Origin of the sequence: Streptomyces sp. NPDC006476, assembly GCF_040612015.1 — a bacterium.
Lineage (GTDB): Bacteria > Actinomycetota > Actinomycetes > Streptomycetales > Streptomycetaceae > Streptomyces > Streptomyces griseorubiginosus_B.
The window spans coordinates 1-20,691 of sequence record NZ_JBEXPK010000019.1 but is presented as its reverse complement, the minus strand read 5'-3'; the positions used below and the strand labels follow the sequence as shown (position 1 = coordinate 20,691).

Annotated in this window: 19 protein-coding genes; 13 read left to right on the top strand and 6 right to left on the bottom strand. The window is 71.1% G+C overall.

Translation table 11 applies throughout. The features are described 5' to 3' along the window. Positions 1–68: 68 nt before the first annotated feature. Complete coding sequence (locus tag ABZZ74_RS22215) at positions 69–980, bottom strand: A/G-specific adenine glycosylase (RefSeq protein WP_356767442.1); 912 nt, start codon at positions 978–980, stop codon at positions 69–71. Between the two features lie 154 nt (positions 981–1,134). Between ABZZ74_RS22215 and ABZZ74_RS22210 the strand changes: the two genes are divergently transcribed. Then, positions 1,135–1,971, top strand: a complete 837-nt coding sequence (locus ABZZ74_RS22210) for a hypothetical protein (protein ID WP_356767440.1) — start codon at positions 1,135–1,137, stop codon at positions 1,969–1,971. A 129-nt stretch (positions 1,972–2,100) separates the two neighbouring features. On the opposite strand, the gene disA is transcribed toward ABZZ74_RS22210, so the two are convergent. Further along, positions 2,101–3,225 (bottom strand): DNA integrity scanning diadenylate cyclase DisA, encoded by a 1,125-nt coding sequence (gene disA / locus ABZZ74_RS22205; protein WP_356767438.1) that lies wholly within the window; start codon positions 3,223–3,225, stop codon positions 2,101–2,103. A gap of 81 nt (positions 3,226–3,306) precedes the next feature. Continuing rightward, positions 3,307–4,716 carry a DNA repair protein RadA gene (radA, locus tag ABZZ74_RS22200; RefSeq protein ID WP_133044317.1) on the bottom strand — a complete coding sequence of 470 codons (1,410 nt, stop codon included), beginning with the start codon at positions 4,714–4,716 and terminating at the stop codon, positions 3,307–3,309. A 218-nt stretch (positions 4,717–4,934) separates the two neighbouring features. On the opposite strand from radA, the gene ABZZ74_RS22195 reads away from it, so the two are divergent. Further along, on the top strand, positions 4,935–6,617 hold the full coding sequence (locus ABZZ74_RS22195; protein ID WP_356767435.1) for a hypothetical protein: 1,683 nt from the start codon (positions 4,935–4,937) through the stop codon (positions 6,615–6,617). A gap of 10 nt (positions 6,618–6,627) precedes the next feature. On the opposite strand, the gene ABZZ74_RS22190 is transcribed toward ABZZ74_RS22195, so the two are convergent. Further along, a complete protein-coding gene (locus ABZZ74_RS22190) occupies positions 6,628–7,467 on the bottom strand; it encodes a hypothetical protein (protein WP_356767433.1) in 840 nt (279 codons plus the stop codon). A gap of 71 nt (positions 7,468–7,538) precedes the next feature. Between ABZZ74_RS22190 and ABZZ74_RS22185 the strand changes: the two genes are divergently transcribed. The 4 genes from ABZZ74_RS22185 (at position 7,539) to ilvD (ending at position 12,000) form a co-directional block, all read left to right on the top strand. Beyond that, the gene (locus tag ABZZ74_RS22185; RefSeq protein WP_356767431.1) at positions 7,539–8,471 is read left to right on the top strand and encodes a Ppx/GppA phosphatase family protein; all 933 of its coding nucleotides are present in this window, start codon (positions 7,539–7,541) and stop codon (positions 8,469–8,471) included. A gap of 125 nt (positions 8,472–8,596) precedes the next feature. Then, positions 8,597–9,421 (top strand): sugar phosphate isomerase/epimerase, encoded by an 825-nt coding sequence (locus ABZZ74_RS22180; RefSeq protein WP_356767429.1) that lies wholly within the window; start codon positions 8,597–8,599, stop codon positions 9,419–9,421. Then, positions 9,418–10,023 carry a TetR family transcriptional regulator gene (locus ABZZ74_RS22175; RefSeq protein ID WP_356767427.1) on the top strand — a complete coding sequence of 202 codons (606 nt, stop codon included), beginning with the start codon at positions 9,418–9,420 and terminating at the stop codon, positions 10,021–10,023. The genes ABZZ74_RS22180 and ABZZ74_RS22175 overlap by 4 nt, the downstream gene beginning before the upstream one ends. A 123-nt stretch (positions 10,024–10,146) precedes the next feature. After that, a complete protein-coding gene (ilvD, locus tag ABZZ74_RS22170) occupies positions 10,147–12,000 on the top strand; it encodes a dihydroxy-acid dehydratase (RefSeq protein WP_356767425.1) in 1,854 nt (617 codons plus the stop codon). Positions 12,001–12,082: 82 nt separating this feature from the next. On the opposite strand, the gene ABZZ74_RS22165 is transcribed toward ilvD, so the two are convergent. Beyond that, entirely contained in the window at positions 12,083–14,173 is a 2,091-nt protein-coding gene (locus ABZZ74_RS22165; protein WP_356767423.1) for a serine/threonine-protein kinase, read from the bottom strand. A gap of 181 nt (positions 14,174–14,354) precedes the next feature. Between ABZZ74_RS22165 and ABZZ74_RS22160 the strand changes: the two genes are divergently transcribed. From ABZZ74_RS22160 to proC, 7 genes are all read left to right on the top strand, one after another. Further along, on the top strand, positions 14,355–14,660 hold the full coding sequence (locus ABZZ74_RS22160; protein WP_356767421.1) for an SH3 domain-containing protein: 306 nt from the start codon (positions 14,355–14,357) through the stop codon (positions 14,658–14,660). A 20-nt stretch (positions 14,661–14,680) separates the two neighbouring features. Continuing rightward, entirely contained in the window at positions 14,681–15,025 is a 345-nt protein-coding gene (locus tag ABZZ74_RS22155; protein WP_356767419.1) for an SH3 domain-containing protein, read from the top strand. 52 nt (positions 15,026–15,077) lie between these two features. Further along, positions 15,078–15,581, top strand: a complete 504-nt coding sequence (locus tag ABZZ74_RS22150; protein ID WP_356767417.1) for an EamA/RhaT family transporter — start codon at positions 15,078–15,080, stop codon at positions 15,579–15,581. 81 nt (positions 15,582–15,662) lie between these two features. Continuing rightward, positions 15,663–16,436: a class I SAM-dependent methyltransferase gene (locus ABZZ74_RS22145; protein ID WP_356767415.1), complete on the top strand. Its 774-nt coding sequence runs from the start codon at positions 15,663–15,665 to the stop codon at positions 16,434–16,436. 108 nt (positions 16,437–16,544) lie between these two features. Continuing rightward, positions 16,545–17,342: an ABC transporter ATP-binding protein gene (locus tag ABZZ74_RS22140; protein ID WP_356767413.1), complete on the top strand. Its 798-nt coding sequence runs from the start codon at positions 16,545–16,547 to the stop codon at positions 17,340–17,342. Beyond that, positions 17,339–18,130: an ABC transporter permease gene (locus tag ABZZ74_RS22135; protein WP_356767411.1), complete on the top strand. Its 792-nt coding sequence runs from the start codon at positions 17,339–17,341 to the stop codon at positions 18,128–18,130. The genes ABZZ74_RS22140 and ABZZ74_RS22135 overlap by 4 nt, the downstream gene beginning before the upstream one ends. Positions 18,131–18,215: 85 nt before the next feature. After that, positions 18,216–19,028 carry a pyrroline-5-carboxylate reductase gene (gene proC / locus ABZZ74_RS22130; protein WP_356767409.1) on the top strand — a complete coding sequence of 271 codons (813 nt, stop codon included), beginning with the start codon at positions 18,216–18,218 and terminating at the stop codon, positions 19,026–19,028. A gap of 36 nt (positions 19,029–19,064) precedes the next feature. Here the strand turns inward: proC and trpS are convergent, their stop codons facing one another. Further along, positions 19,065–20,108: a tryptophan--tRNA ligase gene (trpS, locus tag ABZZ74_RS22125; RefSeq protein WP_356767406.1), complete on the bottom strand. Its 1,044-nt coding sequence runs from the start codon at positions 20,106–20,108 to the stop codon at positions 19,065–19,067. Positions 20,109–20,691: the final 583 nt, after the last annotated feature.

Genomic DNA, 20,691 nt, shown 5'->3' with positions numbered 1-20,691 from the left:
AAGGGGCGCACCAGTTGATGGAGCTATCGACCGATTTGATCCCGCGGCGGCTGTGAAGTTACGGCGGGTTACGTCAACGGCAGCCGATACAAACCACCGGGAAGGGGCTCCACGAGTCCGTCCGCGACGAGCCCGTCCAGCGCCCGTGCCCGCTGCACCGGCTCGTGCCACACCCGGTCCAGCACCGCCTGCGGGACGGGCGCGTGGGCCTCGCGCAGCACGGCCAGCAGCTTGCCGCGCACCTGGCGGTCGGTACCGGCGTACGTCTGCCCCTTGCGCGCCGGTCCCTCGTGCTCCGGCTTGCCCGCGAGCCGCCAGGCGCACTGCGCGGCGATCGGGCAGCGGTGACAGGACTCGTTCTTCGCGGTGCACACCAGCGCGCCGAGCTCCATGGAGGCGGCGGCCCAGCGCGAGGCGATCGCCTCGTCCTCGGGCAACAGGGCGCGGGCCAGTTTGCGTTCGGCGGCGGTGGTGGCGTTCGGCGGGTACTGGACGCCGGTGACGGCGCGTGCGAAGACCCGGCGGACGTTGGTGTCGAGCACCGCGTGCCGCTGCCCGTACGCGAAGGAGGCGACGGCCGCGGCCGTGTACTCGCCGATGCCGGGCAGCGCGAGCAGCTGCGCGTGATCGGTGGGTACGTCGCCGCCGTGCCGTTCCGCTATGGCGACCGCGGCGCCGTGCAGCCGCAGGGCGCGGCGCGGGTAGCCGAGCCGGCCCCAGGCGCGGACGGCCTCGCCGGGGGCCTCCTGAGCCAGGTCGGCGGGGCGCGGCCAGCGGGCCAGCCACTGCTCGTAGACCGGCAGGACGCGGCTGACCGGGGTCTGCTGCAGCATGAACTCGCTGACCATCACGCCCCAGGGGCCGGCCTCCGGGCGGCGCCACGGCAGGTCGCGGGCGTGTTCGTCGAACCAGTCGATGACGGGGGAGTGCAGTGCGGTGTGGGGGGCTTGGGTCTCGGGGGTGTTCGTGAGCGCAGTCATGGCCTTCTGATCCTGCCACGGCCCGCGACGGTTGGGCGGCTTTGCCCGGCGCCGGTGGGTGGGTCGCCGATTCCGGGATGATGATCCGGAAAAGTTGACGTAGTGGCGGCGGGTGGGGCAAGCGAACGCGCCGATCTCTCGTACAGTTTGCGCCGTGGGATCTCTGCGCAATCCTGTCGGGCCGCTTCCCTCCACCATCTACTGGCGCCGGAGGGTCGTACTGCTGTCCGTTCTAGCCCTGTTGGCGCTGCTGATCACCTGGATCGTGACGTCGGGCGGCGGGGGCGGCAAGAAGGACGACGGCTCGAAGGGCAGGACGCCCGCGCCCACCATCACGGCGGGACCGTCGAGTTCGGGTCCCGCGATCAGCCAGGCGCCCGGCGGGCGGGACGATTCGGGCGGTTCGGGATCCAGCGGTTCGGACTCCGGAGGGAGTTCGGGATCGGGCTCGGACGGCGGGTCCGGTGCCGGGTCCGCGGGTGGTGCCGGTGGGTCCGGTGGTACGGAGGGGTCCGGCGGCGGTGCCGGCGGCTCGGGTGCCGGGGCAGGGGTGAGTCAGGGAGACACGATTCCGGCGGGCTCCACGCTGCCCGACTGCACGGCGAGCGCGGTCCGGTTGAGCGTGCGCAGCCTGCACAACACCTACGGTCCGGGTGCCACGCCCACACTCCTGCTGACCGCGAGGAACGTCTCCGGGCAGGACTGCAAGGTGGATCTCGGGCCGAAGAGCGCGGTGTTGACGATCTCGCAGTCGGACAGCGGCGACGACTACTGGTCCTCCGCCGACTGCCCCAGGACCTCCGGCAGCCTGCTCTTCCGCGCACCGGCCGGCAGCAGCATCACCTACACCGTCAAGTGGGACCGCAAGCCGAGCGCCCCCAACTGCGCGACCCCGCCCGCGGGTTCGGCCGGTGCGGGGACGTACCTGGTGGAGCTGACGGCGGCCGGGTTCGGCAAGCAGCAGACCTCGTTCGTCCTGAACGACGACTGAGGCCGGGCCGCGGCCACGAACTCGTTGAGGGTGTCCGCGACGTCGATGGAATGGACCGCGGTACCCGGGACGCTGGTGTCGCGGCTCACGCGGAACACGGTCTTCACGTTGCCGCGGGTGGGGCCGGGGCTACACGTACCGTTCCAGGATCGAGCTCTCCGCCAGGCGGGACAGGCCCTCGCGGACGCTGCGGGCCCGGGCCTCGCCCACGCCGTCCACGGTCTGCAGGTCGTCGACGCTTGCCGCGAGGAGCTTCTGGAGGCCGCCGAAGTGTTCCACCAGCCGGTCGATGATGGCGCCGGGCAGGCGGGGGACCTTGGCGAGCAGGCGGAAGCCGCGCGGGGAGACCGCCGAGTCCAACGCCTCGGGTGAGCCGGTGTAGCCCAACGCCCTTGCCACGGTGGGCAGTTCGAGCAGCTCGGCGTGGCTGAGGGCGTCGAGTTCGTACAGCGCCTCGTCGACCGTGCGGGAGCGCTTCGCGGTGGGCTCGGGGACGTAGTCGCGCACGACCAGCTCGCGCTCGGGCTCCACGCCGGCGATCAACTCGTCCAGCTGGAGGGCCAGGAGACGCCCGTCGGTGCCCAGTTCGACCACGTACTCGGCGATTTCGGTGGCGATGCGGCGGACCATCTCCAGACGCTGGGCGACGGCGGAGACATCGCGGACCGTCACCAGGTCCTCGATCTCCAGCGCCGAGAGCGTGCCCGCCACCTCGTCCAGCCGGAGCTTGTAGCGCTCCAGGGTCGCGAGCGCCTGGTTGGCGCGGGACAGGATCGCCGCCGAGTCCTCCAGGACGCGGCGCTGCCCGTCGACGTACAGCGCGATCAGCCGCATCGACTGGGAGACGGAGACCACGGGGAAGCCGACCTGCTTGGAGATGCGGTCCGCCGTGCGGTGCCGGGTGCCGGTCTCCTCCGTCGGGATCGTCGCGTCCGGCACGAACTGCACGCCCGCCCGGAGGATCTTCGACAGGTCGGAGGAGATCACGATGCCGCCGTCGAGCTTGCACAGCTCACGCAGGCGCGTCGCCGTGAACTCCACGTCCAGCACGAAACCGCCCGTACACATGGCTTCGACGGTCTTGTCGAAGCCCAGCACGATGAGTCCGCCGGTGTTGCCGCGGAGCACGCGCTCCAGGCCGTCACGCATCGCCGTGCCGGGTGCCACGGCGCTCAGAGAGGCGCGCATCAGGCCATCGGCACCGGAGCTCCCGCCGGACTTTCCGGGAGCTGCCGCCCGGTCGTTGGCTGCCACTGCACTCCTCCGGTCGCAGGTTCTGGGGCGCCCCCGTGTCGCACATTCTGTTCGTACGGGCGGGCGAGACCTGGGCAAAGTCTACCGGCGGTCCTCCTCGTCCCGTGGGGCCTCTCGGCGACGAGAGCGGGGAAGGACCCTCAGGGCGTCCCCTATGTCCGCCACTTCCAGGACCTTCATGCCCGTCGGGATCTTGCCCGGATCGCCCGGCACCAGAGCGTGCGTGAAGCCCAGACGGTGTGCCTCGGCGAGCCGGCGCTGGACGCCCGTGACCCGTCTGACCTCGCCCGCGAGGCCCACCTCGCCGATCGCGACGAGGTTCTTCGGCAGCGGGGTGTCACTGGCGGCGGAGGCCAGCGCGAGGGCGATCGCGAGGTCGGCGGCGGGCTCGGACAACTTCACACCGCCGACCGTCGCGGAGTAGATGTCCCGCTTGCCGAGTGCGCTGATCCGGCCCCGCTGCTCCAGGACGGCCAGCATCATCGACACACGGGAGGTCTCCAGGCCGGAGGTGGTGCGGCGGGGGGAGGGGATCTGCGAGTCGACGGTGAGCGCCTGGACCTCGGCGACCAGGGGGCGGCGGCCCTCCAGGGTGACCGTCAGACAGGTGCCCGGGACCGGTTCGTCACGTCGTGTCAGGAAAAGTCCGCTCGGGTCGGCGAGGCCCGTGATGCCCTCGTCGTGCAGCTCGAAGCAGCCGACCTCGTCCGTGGTGCCGTACCGGTTCTTGACGCCTCGCACCAGGCGCAGACGCGCGTGCCGGTCGCCCTCGAAGTTCAGGACGACGTCCACGAGGTGTTCCAGGAGCCGGGGACCCGCGATGGCACCGTCCTTGGTGACATGGCCCACAAGCAGCGTGGACATGCCCCGCTCCTTGGAGGCGCGGATGAGCGCGCCGGCGACCTCGCGCACCTGCGCCATGCCACCGGGGGCGCCGTCGATCTCGGGGGAGGCGACGGTCTGCACGGAGTCGAGGATGAGCAGGGAGGGCTTCACCGCGTCCAAGTGGCCGAGCACGGCGGCGAGATCGGTCTCGGCGGCGAGATACAGATCGTCGTGGATGGCCTTGATGCGGTCGGCGCGCAGCCGGACCTGGCTCGCCGACTCCTCACCGGTGACGTAGAGGGTGCGGTGCTCGTCGCTCGCCGACTTGGCCGCCACGTCCAGCAGGAGCGTGGACTTGCCCACACCGGGTTCGCCCGCGAGCAGCACCACCGCGCCGGGCACCAGACCGCCCCCGAGCACCCGGTCCAGCTCGGGCACGCCGGTGGAGCGGGCCGTGGCCTGGCGGCCGTCGACCTGGCCGATGGGCACCGCGGAGGTGGTGACGCGCCCCGGTGTCGTCGTACGGACCGCTGGCGCGCCGTACTCCTCGATCGTCCCCCACGCCTGGCACTCGGGGCAGCGACCGAGCCACTTGGCCGTCTGCCAGCCGCACTCGGTGCAGCGGTAGGACGGGCGGTCCTTGGTGGTCTTGGTACGGGCAGCCATGTCGAGAACCGTAACCGCCGCCACTGACAACGAGGGTCCGCCCGGTGCCGCGAACGGCGCCGACGAGCCCCCGCGCCCGGCCGAACCAGTCGGCCGCGGCCCGAGCCGGCCGCGGAACGAACCGTTCCTGTCCCCGATTGAGGGATCGTTTCACCCGTACGGAGTAAATGTGTTCAAGGGGGCAGAAGGCCCTGCTCTCCGCCCCCTACGGTCCACGGATGATGAGCAGCACTCCGGAGACCTCGACCCGCACCACCGGCGCACACCGGGCGCGCCGGGAGGTGCGTGACCGTGCCGCGGCGCGCACGTTGGCGCAGCGGCCGCCCGTGCGCTACGAGCCGTATCTGGACGGGCTGTTCACCTACTGCCTGTCCGTGCTGTGCGACCACGACACCGCGACCGAGGCCGTCGGCGACGTCCTCGCGCTCGCCGAGAAGCGCCGCGGCCCGCAGTCGGCCGCCGACCGCCGGGCGTGGCTGTACGCGCTGGCCCGCTGGGCGTGTCTGCGCAAGCTGGCCGAGGCCAAGCAGAAACGTCAGGGCACGCACGCGGCGGGCCGGTCGGCCGCCGAGCCGCAGCAACCGCCGGTCGCCGAGGAGGTCCAGGAGGAGCGCCGGCGTGAACTCGCCCTGCTCGCCTGGCCGGAGGCCGCCGGCACCACCCCGGAGCAGCGCGAGGCGCTGGAGCTCGCGGTGCGCCACCAACTCGCCGCCCACGAGGTCGCCGCCGTCATCGGCGTGGATCCCGCGGCCGCCCGCGAGCTGCTGGCGGCCGCGGCCTGCGAGGTGGAGCGCACCCGCGCGGCGCTCGCCGTCGTGGAGACCGGCGGCTGCCCCGGCGTCGCCCGGCTCACCGGCGACCAGCAGCTCGTGCTCAGTTCCGCCCTGCGCAAGGAACTCGTCCGGCACGTCGACGACTGCCCGCGCTGCCGTCGCGGCGCCGAGCGGGCGATCCCCGGCCGCTGGCCCGGCGCGACGGTCACCCCGGCCGAGCTGCCCGTCCTGGAGGCCCCGCGCGCGGAGCTGCACATGGCGCTCGCGCACCATGCACGCGCGCGTGGCGCCGCCGTACCGCGCTTCGATCGGCGCGGCTTCCCCATGGACCCCAAGGACCGCGCCGCCCGCCGTGACCGGCTGCGCGCGCGTGCCGTCACCACGACCGTCGTCGCCACCGTCGTCGCCGCCCCGGTGATCGCCCTGTGGGCCGCCTACCGGGGCGCGCCCGACGCCGAGGGCGCCGACGGCCGCTCCGCCACCGCCAGCGAGGCGCACGGCCCCGGCACCCTCGACGGGGAGGCGGCCGGCTCCGGCTACGAGAACGCCGGGAACGCCAGCACCAGACCCGACAGCCGCTTCCGCAAGGACGCCAAGCCCGATGTGTCCGTGGAGGTCATCAGCGTCGCCGGCGCCGGCCGCAAGGACGCGGGCCACCTCGACGTGTCGGCGGCCAACGACGGCGACACCACCCTCGTCACCCTCGCCGCGACCGGTTCCGCGCCGGTGCGCTGGTCCGCGAGCACGAGCGCCGCCTGGCTCTACCTCAGCCGGTCCTCGGGAACCCTCGCGCCGGGCCAGACGTTGACGATCAAGGTGTACGTCGACCATCTGCGCGAGCCGTCCGGCCCCTGGAGCGCGCGCGTGGCGATCGCACCGGCCGGCGCCGTCGTCTCCATCGGCGGGTACGGCACCGCGCCCGGACCCTCCGGCCACGGCAGCCCCAGCGGCCCGCCCCCGGGCGGCCCCGATACGACCCCGACGAGCACGCCACCCGCCGACCCTCCGCCGAGCGACCCGCCCTCGTCCCCCGACCCGACTCCGACACCCACCGGCTCCGCCCCGTCCGACCCGGGCGGCTCGACGCCACCGCCCGACAGCGGCACGCCGAGCCCGACCGTGTCGTAGGGCGAGGGTCTCAGGCGACGGGATCGGCGGGATGGGGCGCCAGCAACGGCAGCTGCGAGGCCAGCCGCTGCTCGCACAGCTCCACCAGACGGTCGTAGCCGGCCTTGCCCATCAGCTCGGTCAGCTCCGCCCGGTACGACACGTACACGGGCTCGCCCGCGCCGTGCGCCGAGGTCGCCGACGTGCACCACCAGTGCAGGTCATGGCCGCCAGGCCCCCAGCCCCGGCGGTCGTACTCACCGATCGACACCTGCAGCACCCGCGTGTCGTCGGGCCGGTCGATCCAGTCGTAGGTCCGCCGGATCGGCAGCTGCCAGCACACGTCCGGCTTGGTCTCCAGCGGCTCGCGGCCCTCCCTCAGGGCCAGGATGTGCAGCGAGCAGCCCGCGCCGCCCGCGAACCCGGGGCGGTTCTGGAAGATGCAGGAACCCTGGTAGGGGCGGGTCTGCCGGTCGCCGTCCTCGTCCTCGGAGACCCAGCCGCCCCGCAGCCCCTCGTCGTGGTGCTGCCAGATGTCCGGGGTGAGCCTCGCCACATGCTCGGCGACGCGCTTCTCGTCGTTCTCGTCGGAGAAGTGGGCACCCAACGTGCAGCACCCGTCGTCCGCGCGGCCGGCCTGGATGCCCTGGCAGCCGCTGCCGAAGACGCAGTTCCAGCGAGAGGTCAGCCATGTCAGATCGCACCGGAAGACCTGCTCGTCGTCCGCCGGATCAGGGAACTCCACCCACGCGCGCGGGAAGTCGAGGCCCTTCTCGTCGGCCTCCCGGAGCTGCTTCGACTTCTTCGCCGGCTTCACCTGTGAAGAGCCCTTGGCGGACTTGTCGTCCTTCGCCCTTTTCGTCTTTGGCACAGGACCAGCGTACGGCCCCCGCAGCCCCAAGGAATACGGAGGACCGCCCAGGTGGCAGTAGCGTTCCGTACATGAGACTCGGTGTCCTCGACGTGGGATCGAACACGGTGCATCTGCTGGTGGTGGATGCGCACCCCGGCGCATGCCCGCTGCCCGCGCACTCGCACAAGGCGGAACTGCGCCTCGCCCAACTCCTCGACGACAGCGGAGCGATCGGCCCCGCGGGTGTCGAGAAACTGATCGACGTCGTCCAGGGCTGTCTGCAGGCCGCCGAGGACAAGGGCGTCGAGGACTTCCTGCCCTTCGCGACCTCCGCGGTGCGCGAGGCCGGCAACGCCGATGACGTCCTCGCGCGCGTGCAGGCCGAGACCGGCGTCGAGCTGCAGGTCCTCACCGGCGAGGAGGAGGCCCGGCTCACGTTCCTCGCGGCCCGCCGCTGGTTCGGCTGGTCCGCGGGCAAGCTGCTCGTCCTGGACATCGGCGGCGGCTCCCTGGAGATCGCCTACGGCATCGACGAGGAACCCGACGCGGCCGTCTCCCTCCCCCTCGGCGCGGGCCGCCTCACCGCGGGCTGGCTCCCCGGCGACCCCCCGGACGCGGAGTCCATACGCTCCCTGCGCCGCCATGTCCGCGCCCAGATAGCCCGCACCGTGGGCGAGTTCAGCCGCTTCGGCGCCCCCGACCACGTGGTCGCCACGTCCAAGACCTTCAAGCAACTGGCCCGTATCGCCGGCGCGGCCCGATCGGCCGAGGGCCAGTACGTCCAGCGAGAGCTGAAGCGCGAGTCCCTGGAGGCGTGGGTGCCACGGCTGGCGGCAATGCCCACGGCTCAGCGGGCGGAGTTGCCGGGAGTGTCGGAGGGGCGCGCGGAACAGCTTCTCGCCGGCGCGCTGGTGGCGGAGGGCGCGATGGACCTCTTCGGCGTGGAGAGCGTGGAAATCTGCCCCTGGGCGCTCAGGGAGGGCGTCATCCTGCGTCGCCTCGATCACATGGGGTCCGTGTAGCGCCCCCCAAGGGGCGCGCCGAACGGCGCGAGCAACCACAAATCACCCGCACCCGCCCGTGGCGAACACCACAACGGCGAATAGGCACCCGGCCCCCAACCCCCCGCACCCCGTACCCTGTCCGCATGGCGGAGCCAGTCGTGTGCATCCCGGATGCGAAGGTCGCGCTGTCCACGGCCTCGGTGTACCCGGAGTCCACGGCGACGGCCTTCGAGATCGCCGCGCGCCTCGGGTACGACGGAGTCGAGGTCATGGTGTGGACCGACCCGGTCAGCCAGGACATCGAGGCGCTGCGCAGACTCAGCGACTACCACCGCATCCCGATCCTGGCCGTCCACGCCCCCTGTCTGCTCATCACCCAGCGCGTGTGGTCGACCGACCCCTGGGTCAAGCTGCAGCGCGCCCGGGCGGCGGCCGAGAAGCTCGGCGCGAGCACCGTCGTCGTGCACCCGCCGTTCCGCTGGCAGCGCCAGTACGCGCGGGACTTCGTCACCGGGATCTGGCGCATGGCGAACGAGACGGACGTGCGATTCGCCGTCGAGAACATGTACCCCTGGCGCTACCGCGACCGCGAGATGCTCGCCTACGCCCCCGACTGGGACGTGACGAAGGAGGACTATCGCCACTTCACGATCGACCTCAGTCACAGCGCCACGGCCCGCTCCGACGCCATGCACATGGTCGACCGCATGGGCGACCGCCTGGGCCATGTCCACCTGGCCGACGGCAAGGGGTCGGCGAAGGACGAGCACCTGGTTCCCGGCCGCGGCTCCCAGCCCTGCGCCGAGCTGCTGGAACGGCTCGCACTGACCGGCTTCGACGGCCATGTCGTCATCGAGGTCAACACCCGGCGCGCCATGTCAGGCGTCGAACGCGAGGCCGACCTCGCGGAGGCGCTGGCCTTCACGCGGCTGCACCTCGCGTCGGCGGTGAAGGTGCCCCGGCCGTGACCGACACCGCCTCCCGGCGCCGGGGACGACGCCCCCGTACCGAATCCGCCGACACCCGGGACCGGATCCTGGCCGTGGCCCGCGAGGAGTTCTCCGAACGGGGATACGACAAGACGTCCGTACGGGGGATCGCGAAGGCGGCCGGCGTGGACTCCGCGCTGGTGCACCACTACTTCGGCACCAAGGAACAGATCTTCGCGGAGGCCATCGAGGTCGCCTTCGCGCCCGCGCTGAACGCGCCCGAGGCGGTGGCCGACGGGCCGCTCGACGGCGTCGGGGAGCGTCTGACCCGCTTCATCTTCGGCGTCTGGGAGAACCCGACGACCCGTACGCCCCTGCTGGCGATCCTGCGCTCCGCCGTCAACAACGAGACCGCCGCCGCCGTCTTCCGCCGCCTGGTCGCCTCCCAGCTGCTGCGCCGCGTCGCCGACCAGCTGGACGCGCCGGACGCCGAGCTGCGCGCCGAACTGGCGGCCGCGCAGCTGGTGGGGTGCGCGATGATGCGGTACGTGATCAAGCTGGAGCCGCTGGCCTCGGCGGACATGGAGCAGGTGATCGCGCGGGTGGCGCCGGTGGTGCAGGGACATCTGACCGGGAGCTGACCGTGCGACCCCGGACGGCGCCCACCGAGACGGTCGTCCCGCATTCCGGACACCGCGTCCCGACCCCTGGATGACGGGCGTAGTCTCGTTAGCAGCCCTATCTGTCTGAAGGAGCGAGCGACGATGCCCGAGCTGAGGTCCCGCACAGTCACCCACGGCCGCAACATGGCGGGCGCCCGCGCCCTTATGCGCGCCTCCGGTGTACCCGGTGCGGACATCGGCCGCAAGCCGATCATCGCGATCGCCAACTCCTTCACCGAGTTCGTGCCGGGCCACACGCACCTGTCGCCGGTCGGCCGCATCGTCAGCGAGGCGATCACCGAGGCGGGTGGCATCCCGCGCGAGTTCAACACGATCGCCGTGGACGACGGCATCGCGATGGGCCACGGCGGCATGCTGTACTCCCTGCCCTCCCGCGACCTGATCGCGGACTCGGTCGAGTACATGGTCGAGGCGCACTGCGCCGACGCCCTCGTCTGCATCTCCAACTGCGACAAGATCACGCCGGGCATGCTGATGGCGGCCCTGCGCCTGAACATCCCGACGGTGTTCGTCTCCGGCGGCCCGATGGAGGCCGGTCGCGCCACGCTGGTCGACGGCACGGTCCGCACGCTCGACCTCGTGGACGCGATCTCCGACGCCGTCAACGACAAGATCTCGGACGAGGACATCCTCCGTATCGAGGAGAACGCCTGTCCGACCTGCGGCTCCTGTTCCGGCATGTTCACCGCCAACTCGATGAACTGCCTGACGGAGGCCATCGGCCTCTCCCTCCCCGGCAACGGCTCGGTCCTGGCCACCCACACGGCCCGCAAGCAGCTGTACGTCAACGCCGCGCGGACGGTCATGGACATCACCCGCCGCTACTACGAGCAGGACGACGACACGGTCCTGCCTCGCTCCGTCGCCACCTTCGCGGCCTTCGAGAACGCGATGGCGCTGGACATCGCGATGGGCGGCTCGACCAACACGATCCTGCACCTGCTGGCCGCGGCCCAGGAGGCGGGCGTTCCCTTCGGCCTGAACGAGATCGACGCGGTCTCGCGCCGCGTGCCCTGCCTCGCCAAGGTCGCCCCGAACGTCGCGAAGACCCGCACGTACTACATGGAGGACGTGCACCGCGCCGGCGGCATCCCCGCCCTCCTCGGCGAACTGCACCGCGGCGGCCTCCTCAACGAGGACGTCCACTCCGTCCACAGCCCGTCCCTCGCCGACTGGCTGAAGACGTGGGACGTGCGCGGCGGCTCCCCGTCGCCCGAGGCGGTCGAACTGTGGCACGCGGCCCCCGGCTGCGTCCGCTCCGCCGAGGCCTTCTCCCAGTCCGAGCGCTGGGAGGCCCTGGACGAGGACGCGGCGGAGGGATGCATCCGCTCCGTCGAGCACGCGTACTCCAAGGACGGCGGCCTCGCGGTCCTCAAGGGCAACCTGGCGGTCGACGGCTGCGTGGTGAAGACGGCCGGCGTCGACGAGTCCATCTGGACCTTCGAGGGCCCGGCGGTCGTCTGTGAGTCGCAGGAAGAGGCCGTCGAGAAGATCCTCAACAAGCAGGTCACGGACGGCGACGTGGTCGTCATCCGCTACGAGGGCCCCAAGGGCGGCCCCGGCATGCAGGAGATGCTCTACCCGACGTCCTTCCTGAAGGGCCGCGGCCTCGGCAAGACCTGCGCCCTGATCACCGACGGCCGCTTCTCCGGCGGCACGTCGGGCCTGTCCATCGGCCACGCCTCGCCCGAGGCGGCGTCCGGCGGCACGATCGCCCTCGTCGAGAACGGCGACCGCATCCGCATCGACATCCCGAACCGCACGATCGAGCTCCTCGTCTCCCCGGAGGAACTCACCCGCCGCGAACAGGCCCTCGGCGGCGTCTACGCCCCCAAGTCCCGCGAACGCAAGGTCTCAGCGGCCCTGCGGGCCTACGCGGCGATGGCGACGAGCGCGGACAAGGGCGCGGTGCGGGACGTGTCGAAGCTGGGCTGAGGCACGCTGCCGTAACTGAAGCTGTCGGGGCCGTCCCTGCCGGGGGCGGCCCCTTCCGCGTCCCACGACGCCCCCCACCGCCTCACCAGCCCGACGGCTCCCGCGCATCCACAGCGAAGACGGTGCCGTCGGGGGCGGTGGCGAAGACGTGGTTGTGGGTCAGGACGGGGGTGGGGAGGGCGGCCATCACCTCGTCCGAGTTCTTCCCGAGCCGGGCCCGCGTCTGCCCGAGGAGCGCTCCGTTGTGGGCGTCCACCGCCAGCAGACGCCCGTCGGCAGCCGTGAGGTACACATGCTCGGCGTCGACGGCGGGTACCGAACCGCGGCTGACGGACGTCTCGAGGTGCCACAACCGCTTGCGTGCGGCTATGTCGACAGCCTCGAGGGAACCACCGGAGGCCAAGAGGTAGACGACATTCCCGTGTACGGAAGCACGGGCACCGAACCGGGGCACGGGCAGGGCCATCCGGCGCACCGACTTCGACTCGGGGTCGTAGCGGACGAGCGCCTTCGTGGCGCCGCTGGCGTTGTCCACGACGAGGAAGTAGACCGATCCGGCCGAGGAACCGACGGGCTTGAGGGTCCCTTTCAACAGCGCGTTCCAGCGCACCTCCCCGGTCGTCGGATCGAGTGCGGTGACTCGGGTTTCCGGTCCGGCGCCCGGGGTGCTGATCGCATAGGCCAGGCGATCACCGGCGAACGAGGCGAAGTAGGGCGTGCCCTGGCCGGGGACCCGGTGCCGCCACTGCGTCGTGCCGGAAGCGCTGTCGACGGCGGTGACCGTGCCGTCGGAGCCGGTGAGCAGAAGCATGCCGCCGGCGAGTTGAAGTCCGTCGTTCGCGGTCATGTTCCGCTGCCAACGCGCCTTGCCCGTGGCCGGGTCGAGGGCTTCCAGCCGCCCGGTGTCGTCCGTCAGGGGCTGCACGAGGCCGCCCGAAAGGGCCGGAGGCCCGCTTCTGGGTGTGGCGGCGACCGAGTGCCGCCACAGCAGGGCACCGTCGGAGGGTGCCAGGGCGAAGACCACACCGGACTGTCCGCAGATCAGCTTCCCGGCGCCGAAGACACAGTCGGGCATCCCTCCGTCGGCGACCACGGGCTTCGCCGCCCACTCGCCGAACTGCGCCGCCGTGCTGGTCGATTCGGCAGCAGGTGCCTTCTCGCTGCCCTTGCCGAGCCAGGGGATGGAGGCGAGTGCGCCTCCGGCCACCAGGAGGAGCGCGACGGCCCCCAGGAGTGCCTTTCTGCCCCGGCGACTCCCGGGCTCGGGTTTCCTTTCCGCCTGCCGTTCGGGCCTCGGGACGTCGATGGTCCGCTGCGCCGGTATGAAGGCCTGCGTGTCGTACGAGGCCGCCACGGACCGCAGTTCACGCATCAGCTCGTCGGGCGTGGGCCGGTCCTCGGGTTCCTTGGCCAGGCAGCGCAGCACCAGAGGCGCAAGGTTCTCCGGTACGTCGGTCAGGTCGGGTTCGTCGTGGACGACCTGGTAGGCAACGATGTACGGGCTGTCGGAGTCGAACGGCCCGCGTCCCGTCGCCGCGTGCACCATCACGGATCCGAGCGCGAAGATGTCGGCGGCCGGCCCCACCTCTCGCGGCCGCCGGAACTGCTCGGGTGCCATGAAGGGCGGCGTGCCGATCAACTTCCCGGTCTCGGTGCGCAGTTCGCTGTCCTTTGGCCGAGAGATGCCGAAGTCGATGACCTTGGGCCCGTCCTCGGCGAGCAGGACGTTGCTGGGTTTCAGATCCCGGTGCACGACGCCGACCCGGTGAATGTCGCGCAGTGCCTCGGCCAGTCCGGCCATCAGCCGCCGCAGCTGGGCGGGAGGCATGGGGCCGTTCCGCTTCACCTCTTCGGAGAGCGTCGGACCCGGGATGAACTGCGTGGCCATCCACGGGCGTTCGGCCTCGGGATCGGCGTCGACGACAGGGGCCGTGAAGGCACCGCTCACCCGTCGGGCGGCGGCCACTTCCTGTCGGAACCTTCCCCTGAACTCGGGGTCCTTGGCGAAATCCGCGTGGACGACCTTCACCGCGAGCTTCATCCCGGAGGTGCTGCGGGCCAGATGCACGACACCCATGCCACCCGATCCGAGGCATGACTCAAGACGGTAGTGGCCGGCGTATTCGGGAAGTTCCGCTTCCGCGCCCGCTCCGGTGTTGCGCTCAGGCGCCATGGGACCACCCCCGTGCTGTTCGTTCGCGCGCGCGACGCACGGAGCCTAGTCGATGCCTCGGACGAGACAGAGGCGGCGTGCTGGCTTTCGTGTGCGAGTTGCGTACATGTGTTTCATGGCGTGTTTTAGGGGAATCAATGGGGCCCCATGACAGTCATGGGGCTCAACGGGGGAGGTTTGCATGTCTGTTGACCATGCCGAAGAAGCCGATGGCGTCGAGGTGGCGGCCGCCGCGACCATACAGACGTATCCGGTCGCGCCCGGCGTCCGACTCAACGTCCGCAGTGGCCCCGGCACCAACTTCACGATCGTGCGGGTGCTGCCCGAGGGCTCCCACGTCCCGATCTTCTGCCAGTCACCGGGCACCACGGTGACCGGTCCGTACGGCACCTCGAAGATCTGGGACAACATCGACGACGGCGAGTACGTCTCGGACGCCTACGTCCTTACCGGCAGCGACGGCTACGTGGCCTCCCGCTGCGGTTGACTCTCCAGAAGAGGATCCCGATGACATCCGGAAGACGCAGATCCGTCCTGTTCGCCAGTGCCGCCGGAGCCTTTCTCATGGTGCTGGGCTCGGCGGCCACCGCCGACGCGGCCTCGCTGCGCTATTACGACGTCGCCCCCGGCATCCGTCTCAATGTCCGCAGCGGCCCCGGCACCCAGTACGGCATCGTCCGTCTTCTGCCCGAGGGCGCGAAGGTGCCGATCTTCTGTCAGACCCCTGGCACGACCGTGTCCGGCTACTACGGCACCTCGAACATCTGGGACAACATAGACAACGGCGAGTTCGTCTCCGACGCCTACGTCAACACCGGCAGCGACGGCTACGTCGCCTCCCGCTGCGGCTGACCCGTCCGGTCCCGGAGGGAGCCCGCCCAGGCCCCGGAGCCATAATCGTCACGTGAGCGACGAAAACGGCACCCCGGCAGCCCCGGCGGGCTCCACCGGTCCCCGCCCAGAACCGATCCGCTTCTTCGGCACGACCTGGGTGAACCACGACAAGGGCTACGCCTTCCGCCGCATCGGCGCAGCCACCGGCTCCCTCGCCGCCGCCGTGGCCGCCTGCCTCGTCCTCGACTTCGCCTACCAGGGGCTCCAGATCGCCGACAGCGGCGCCTTCGTCACCGCGCTGGTCGTCGTCATGTTCGCCGTCTGCAGCCTGCTGGCCTTCCGCCACACCTGGGACTCCTTCAACCGGCGCCCCGACCCCGACCGCCAGGCCTCCCTGCGCGGCCTGCTCGCCATCGGCTTCGTCGGCTCCCTCCTCGCCTACTTCTTCCGCTCCCTCACCGAGGCCCCCGGCGAGACACTCCACCGCGACGAGTACGAGGCCGCCCTCAAGCAGCACGAGACGCGCACCGTCCGCCGCGCGGGCAACCCCTCCAAGAAGCGCCGCCGTTCGTAGTCGTGAGCGGGGCGCACCGCACGCCTCCCGCTCACCACAAATTCGCTGCCCCTGCCAACCATCGCGGGCCACCATGGCCGTATGACGCTGTATCCGGACGCCACCAGGGCCCATTCCTTCAACGCGGCCGCCGCCCAGTACGCGGCGAACCGCCCCGCCTACCCCCCGTCCCTCTTCGACGCCGTCGAGGAACTCGCCGGCCGCCCCTTGACCGGAGCCCGGGTCGCGGACATCGGGGCCGGTACCGGTATCGCCACCGCCCTGCTGCACGCACGCGGAGCCGAAGTGCTCGCGGTGGAACCCGGCGACGGAATGGCGGCCGAGTTCCGCCGCACCCTTCCCGACGTCCCCCTCGTACGCGGTGACGGCAACGCCCTCCCGCTCGCCGACCACTCGGTCGACTTCCTCACGTACGCCCAGGCCTGGCACTGGACCGACCCGGCGCGCTCGGTGCCGGAAGCCTGGCGAGTCCTGCGGCCCGGCGGGGCGCTCGCCCTCTGGTGGAACCGGGATCCCGCCGACGTCCCCTGGATCACCGATCAGTCCGAGCGCATACGGCACCACTTCCGCCGCCCCCACGGCGACAAGCAGGGCGCCGCCGCCATCCGTACGGAGGGTGCCTTCAAGGGCGTCGAGGACGTCCCGCCCCACGCGCATCGCGTCGTGCGCTGGAGACGCAGGATCCCCCTCGACACCCACCTCGCCAACATCGGCAGCCACTCGATCTTCCTCGTCCAGGACAAGGAGACGACCAACGCCTTCCTCGCCGAGGAGCGCGAGCACCTCCTGCGGATCTTCCCCGACGGCACGGTCGAGGAGGTCTACGACGTCCTGCTGATCGTCGCCACGCCCTGAAGCCCTTACGCGGCGGCCGGACTTCCATCGACGCGTCAAGCGCGCAAGCGAGGCCTACCACCCTTCGGCACTTGACGCCTCCGGCCGCCCGCGAGGATTATTCATCGCATGATGAATTACGCGTCCGTGCGAAGCGACCCCCCGGGCGATCCCGCCGTCCGTGCCGAAGGCCTCACCGTCGTCCGCGGCTCCCGCACCGTCCTGCGCGGCCTCGGCTTCACCGTCCCGCGCGGCCAGATCACCGGCCTGCTCGGGCCCTCCGGCTGCGGCAAGTCGACCTTGATCCGCTCGATCGTCGGCACCCAGGCCAAGGTCACCGGCACCCTCGAGGTCCTGGGCCGCCCCGCCGGCCACCCCAGCCTGCGCACCCGCATCGGCTACGTCACCCAAGCCCCCTCCGTCTACGACGACCTCACCGTCCGACAGAACCTCGACTACTTCACCTCGATCCTCACCCCGAACCGCAGCTCGACCGACCGCCGCCAGGACGTCGACCGCGTCCTCACCGACGTCGACCTCACCAGCCACGCCGACGCCCTCGCCGGCAACCTCTCCGGCGGCCAGCGCAGCCGCGTCTCCCTGGCGGTGGCCCTGCTGGGCACACCGGAACTCCTCGTCCTGGACGAGCCGACCGTCGGCCTCGACCCCGTACTCCGCCGCGACCTGTGGAACCTCTTCCACTCCCTCGCCGCCGACCGCGGCGCCACCCTCCTCATCTCCTCCCACGTCATGGACGAAGCCGAGCGCTGCCACCGCCTGCTGCTGATGCGCGAGGGCGAGATCCTCGCCGACGAGAGCCCCGACGCCCTGCGCAGCCGCACCGGCGCCGACACCGTCGAAGCAGCCTTCCTGCACCTGGTCGACCAGGCCACAGCGGCCGCCCGCGAGAAGGAGACCACCCGATGAGCACCGCGACCGCACCGACCACGACGGCCGACCCCGCCGAACCCCGCGCCCTGAACCTCTCCCGCACCACCGCCACGGCCGCCCGCGTCCTGCGCCAACTGCGCCACGACCCGCGCACCATCGCGCTGATGCTCCTCGTCCCCTGCGTGATGCTGGTCCTGCTGCGCTACGTCTTCGACGGAAGCCCGCACACGTTCGACAACATCGGCGCCTCACTGCTCGGCATCTTCCCGCTGATCACCATGTTCCTGGTGACGTCGATCGCCACGCTCCGCGAACGCACCTCCGGCACCCTCGAACGTCTCCTCGCCATGCCCCTCGGCAAGGGCGACCTGATCGCCGGCTACGCCATCGCCTTCGGCACCATCGCGATCATCCAGTCCGTCCTCGCCACCGCCCTCGCGCTCTGGGCCCTCGGCCTGGACGTCACCGGCAGCCCCTGGCTCCTGCTCCTGGTCGCCCTCCTGGATGCCCTGCTCGGCACCGCCCTCGGCCTCTTCGTCTCCGCCTTCGCGGCCTCCGAGTTCCAGGCCGTCCAGTTCATGCCGGCCGTGATCTTCCCCCAACTCCTCCTCTGCGGTCTGTTCACCCCCCGCTCCGACATGCACCCCGTCCTGGAGGCCATCTCCGACGTCCTGCCCATGTCCTACGCCGTCGACGGCATGAACGAGGTCCTCAAGCACACCGACATGACCGCCACCTTCGTACGCGACGTCCTCATCGTGGCCGGCTGTGCGCTGCTGGTGCTCGGCCTCGGAGCGGCCACCCTGCGCCGCCGCACCGCGTGACCACTCACCGGACAACCGAGCCGCACACCCACCCCCGGTGCGAGGATGAACCCGGACGACGCAACCCCCCGGAGGCATCCGCGCCATGACCCAGAAAGTCGCAGTCCTCGGCACCGGCAAGATCGGCGAAGCCCTGCTCAGCGGAATGATCCGCGGCGGCTGGGCCCCCGCCGACCTCCTGGTCACCGCCCGCCGCCAGGAACGTGCCGAGGAACTCCGCACTCGCTACGGAGTCACCCCCGTCAGCAACCCGGAAGCCGCCAAGACCGCCGACACCCTGATCCTGACGGTCAAGCCGCAGGACATGGGCGCCCTCCTCGACGAACTCGCCCCGCACCTCCCCGCCGACCGCCTGGTCATCAGCGGCGCCGCGGGCATCCCCACCTCCTTCTTCGAGGAGCGCCTGGCCGCAGGCACCCCCGTCGTCCGTGTCATGACGAACACCCCCGCCCTCGTCGACGAGGCGATGTCCGTCATCTCCGCCGGCACCCACGCCACCGCCGACCACCTCGCCCACGCCGAGGAGATCTTCGGCGCCGTTGGCAAGACGCTGCGCGTCCCCGAGTCCCAGCAGGACGCCTGCACCGCCCTCTCCGGCTCCGGCCCGGCCTACTTCTTCTACCTGGTCGAGGCCATGACCGACGCCGGCATCCTGCTCGGCCTGCCCCGCGACAAGGCCCACGACCTGATCGTCCAGTCCGCGATCGGCGCCGCCACCATGCTCCGCGACAGCGGCGAACACCCGGTCAAGCTCCGCGAGAACGTCACGTCCCCGGCAGGCACCACCATCAACGCCATCCGCGAACTCGAGAACCACGGCGTACGGGCCGCCCTCATCGCCGCCCTCGAAGCCGCCCGCGACCGCAGCCGCGAACTGGCCTCCGGCAAGAAGGACTGACCGACCGCACGGAGACACCGGCGTCGCCCGGCGTGCCTATCCGGCGGTGTTCAGCACCACGTCGGCAGCGGCGCCGGTATCCGAAACGGCCGGCAGCAAGCCGATCGCCCGATATGCGGCATCCACGGTGGGCCGGGCCATCGCCCGAGCCTTCTCCGCACCATCCCGCAACACCCCCTCCACATAGCCAGGATCGGCGCACAGCGCCCGGTGCCTCTCCTGCACGGGCCTCAAGACCTCGACCACGGCCTCCGCGGTGTCCCTCTTCAAGGACCCGTACGACTCATATACACCGCTCAGGTCCTCGGGGTTCCCACCTGTGCAAGCGGCCAGGATCTCCAGCAGATTCGCCAGCCCGGGCCGCTCCTCCCGGTCGTAGACAACCTCCCGCCCGCTGTCGGTCACGGCCCGCATGACCTTCTTGCGCACCACGTCCGGCTCGTCGAGCAGATAGACGACACCCAGGCCCGACTCGTCGGACTTCCCCATCTTGCGCGTCGGCTCCTGCAGGTTCATCACCCTCGCACCGACCGCCGGCAGCGTCGCCCGCGGAACCGTGAACGTGTGGCCGTAGCGCTGGTTGAACCGCACGGCCACATCCCGCGCCAGCTCCACATGCTGCGTCTGGTCCTCGCCGACCGGCACGTCGTCCGTGCCGTACGCCAGGATGTCCGCCGCCATCAGCACCGGATACGTCAGCAGGGACAGCCGGACACTCCTGCCCCGGGCGGACTCCTTCGCGGCCTTCTCCTTGTACTGGATCATGCGCCGCATCTCGCCGTCCGTCGCCACGCACTCCAGCAGGTACGACAGCCGCGCGTGCTCGTCCACATGGCTCTGCACGAAGAGGGTGCACAACTCGGGGTCCAGGCCCGACGCCAGCAGCAGCGTCGCCGCCTGCTGACTCAGTCTGCGCACCCGCGCCGGATCGTGCTCCACGGTCAACGCGTGCAGATCGACGACACAGAACAGCGCGTCGGCCTGATGCTGGTCCGCCGCGGCCCACCGCCGCATGGCTCCCAGATAGTTCCCCAGGGTCAGGTGTCCGGTCGGCTGGATACCGCTGAAGACCCGTGCCATCTCCACTCCTTCTCCGTCGCGGCCCGCCGTCCCGGTCGGCCGCCCCTCGGAGGTCCGGAGGAGATACGAGAACGGCCGCCGAGGCGGCGGCCGTTGAGTGCATACGCGAGTTCGGCCGCCGTCAGGCGGCCCACCACTGCTGGGTACACGTACGCGTTGTCATGGCAGCCAGCGTACGCCTCTCCGGTGCGGACCGGCAGCGAGTTGACACACCCAGGAGAGATCCGTAGGGTTCTTCGAGTTGTCCGACGTGAGAGCCGACTCCGGTCGGTCCCCGGACAGCCATTCCGCAGGTACCAACCACTAGTCGACTGCCGTCGAACAGGCCGCCGTCGTTTTACTGGCATGCGTATTTGCGAAATGAGGAATCCGCGTTCGAAAGGACGTGAGCCCCCGATTAGCGCGGGGGCCGGGAATCCGCTAAAGTCTCACTCGTCGGAACGGCCCAACGGCCGGGAAGACAACCCCCTCTGACGGGGAATCAGACGCCGAAAGGGTCTGATAGAGTCGGAAACGCAAGACCGAAGGGAAGCGCCCGGAGGAAAGCCCGGAAGGGTGAGTACGAAGGAAGCGTCCGTTCCTT

Coding starts and splice junctions, on each gene's coding strand:
- ABZZ74_RS22215 (WP_356767442.1), bottom strand. CDS start 980: ATGACTGCGCTCACGAACACCCCCGAGACCCAAGCCCCCCACACCGCA.
- radA (WP_133044317.1), bottom strand. CDS start 4,716: ATGGCTGCCCGTACCAAGACCACCAAGGACCGCCCGTCCTACCGCTGC.
- ABZZ74_RS22195 (WP_356767435.1), top strand. CDS start 4,935: ATGATGAGCAGCACTCCGGAGACCTCGACCCGCACCACCGGCGCACAC.
- ABZZ74_RS22185 (WP_356767431.1), top strand. CDS start 7,539: ATGAGACTCGGTGTCCTCGACGTGGGATCGAACACGGTGCATCTGCTG.
- ABZZ74_RS22180 (WP_356767429.1), top strand. CDS start 8,597: ATGGCGGAGCCAGTCGTGTGCATCCCGGATGCGAAGGTCGCGCTGTCC.
- ilvD (WP_356767425.1), top strand. CDS start 10,147: ATGCCCGAGCTGAGGTCCCGCACAGTCACCCACGGCCGCAACATGGCG.
- ABZZ74_RS22165 (WP_356767423.1), bottom strand. CDS start 14,173: ATGGCGCCTGAGCGCAACACCGGAGCGGGCGCGGAAGCGGAACTTCCC.
- ABZZ74_RS22160 (WP_356767421.1), top strand. CDS start 14,355: ATGTCTGTTGACCATGCCGAAGAAGCCGATGGCGTCGAGGTGGCGGCC.
- ABZZ74_RS22155 (WP_356767419.1), top strand. CDS start 14,681: ATGACATCCGGAAGACGCAGATCCGTCCTGTTCGCCAGTGCCGCCGGA.
- ABZZ74_RS22145 (WP_356767415.1), top strand. CDS start 15,663: ATGACGCTGTATCCGGACGCCACCAGGGCCCATTCCTTCAACGCGGCC.
- ABZZ74_RS22140 (WP_356767413.1), top strand. CDS start 16,545: ATGATGAATTACGCGTCCGTGCGAAGCGACCCCCCGGGCGATCCCGCC.
- ABZZ74_RS22135 (WP_356767411.1), top strand. CDS start 17,339: ATGAGCACCGCGACCGCACCGACCACGACGGCCGACCCCGCCGAACCC.
- proC (WP_356767409.1), top strand. CDS start 18,216: ATGACCCAGAAAGTCGCAGTCCTCGGCACCGGCAAGATCGGCGAAGCC.
- trpS (WP_356767406.1), bottom strand. CDS start 20,108: ATGGCACGGGTCTTCAGCGGTATCCAGCCGACCGGACACCTGACCCTG.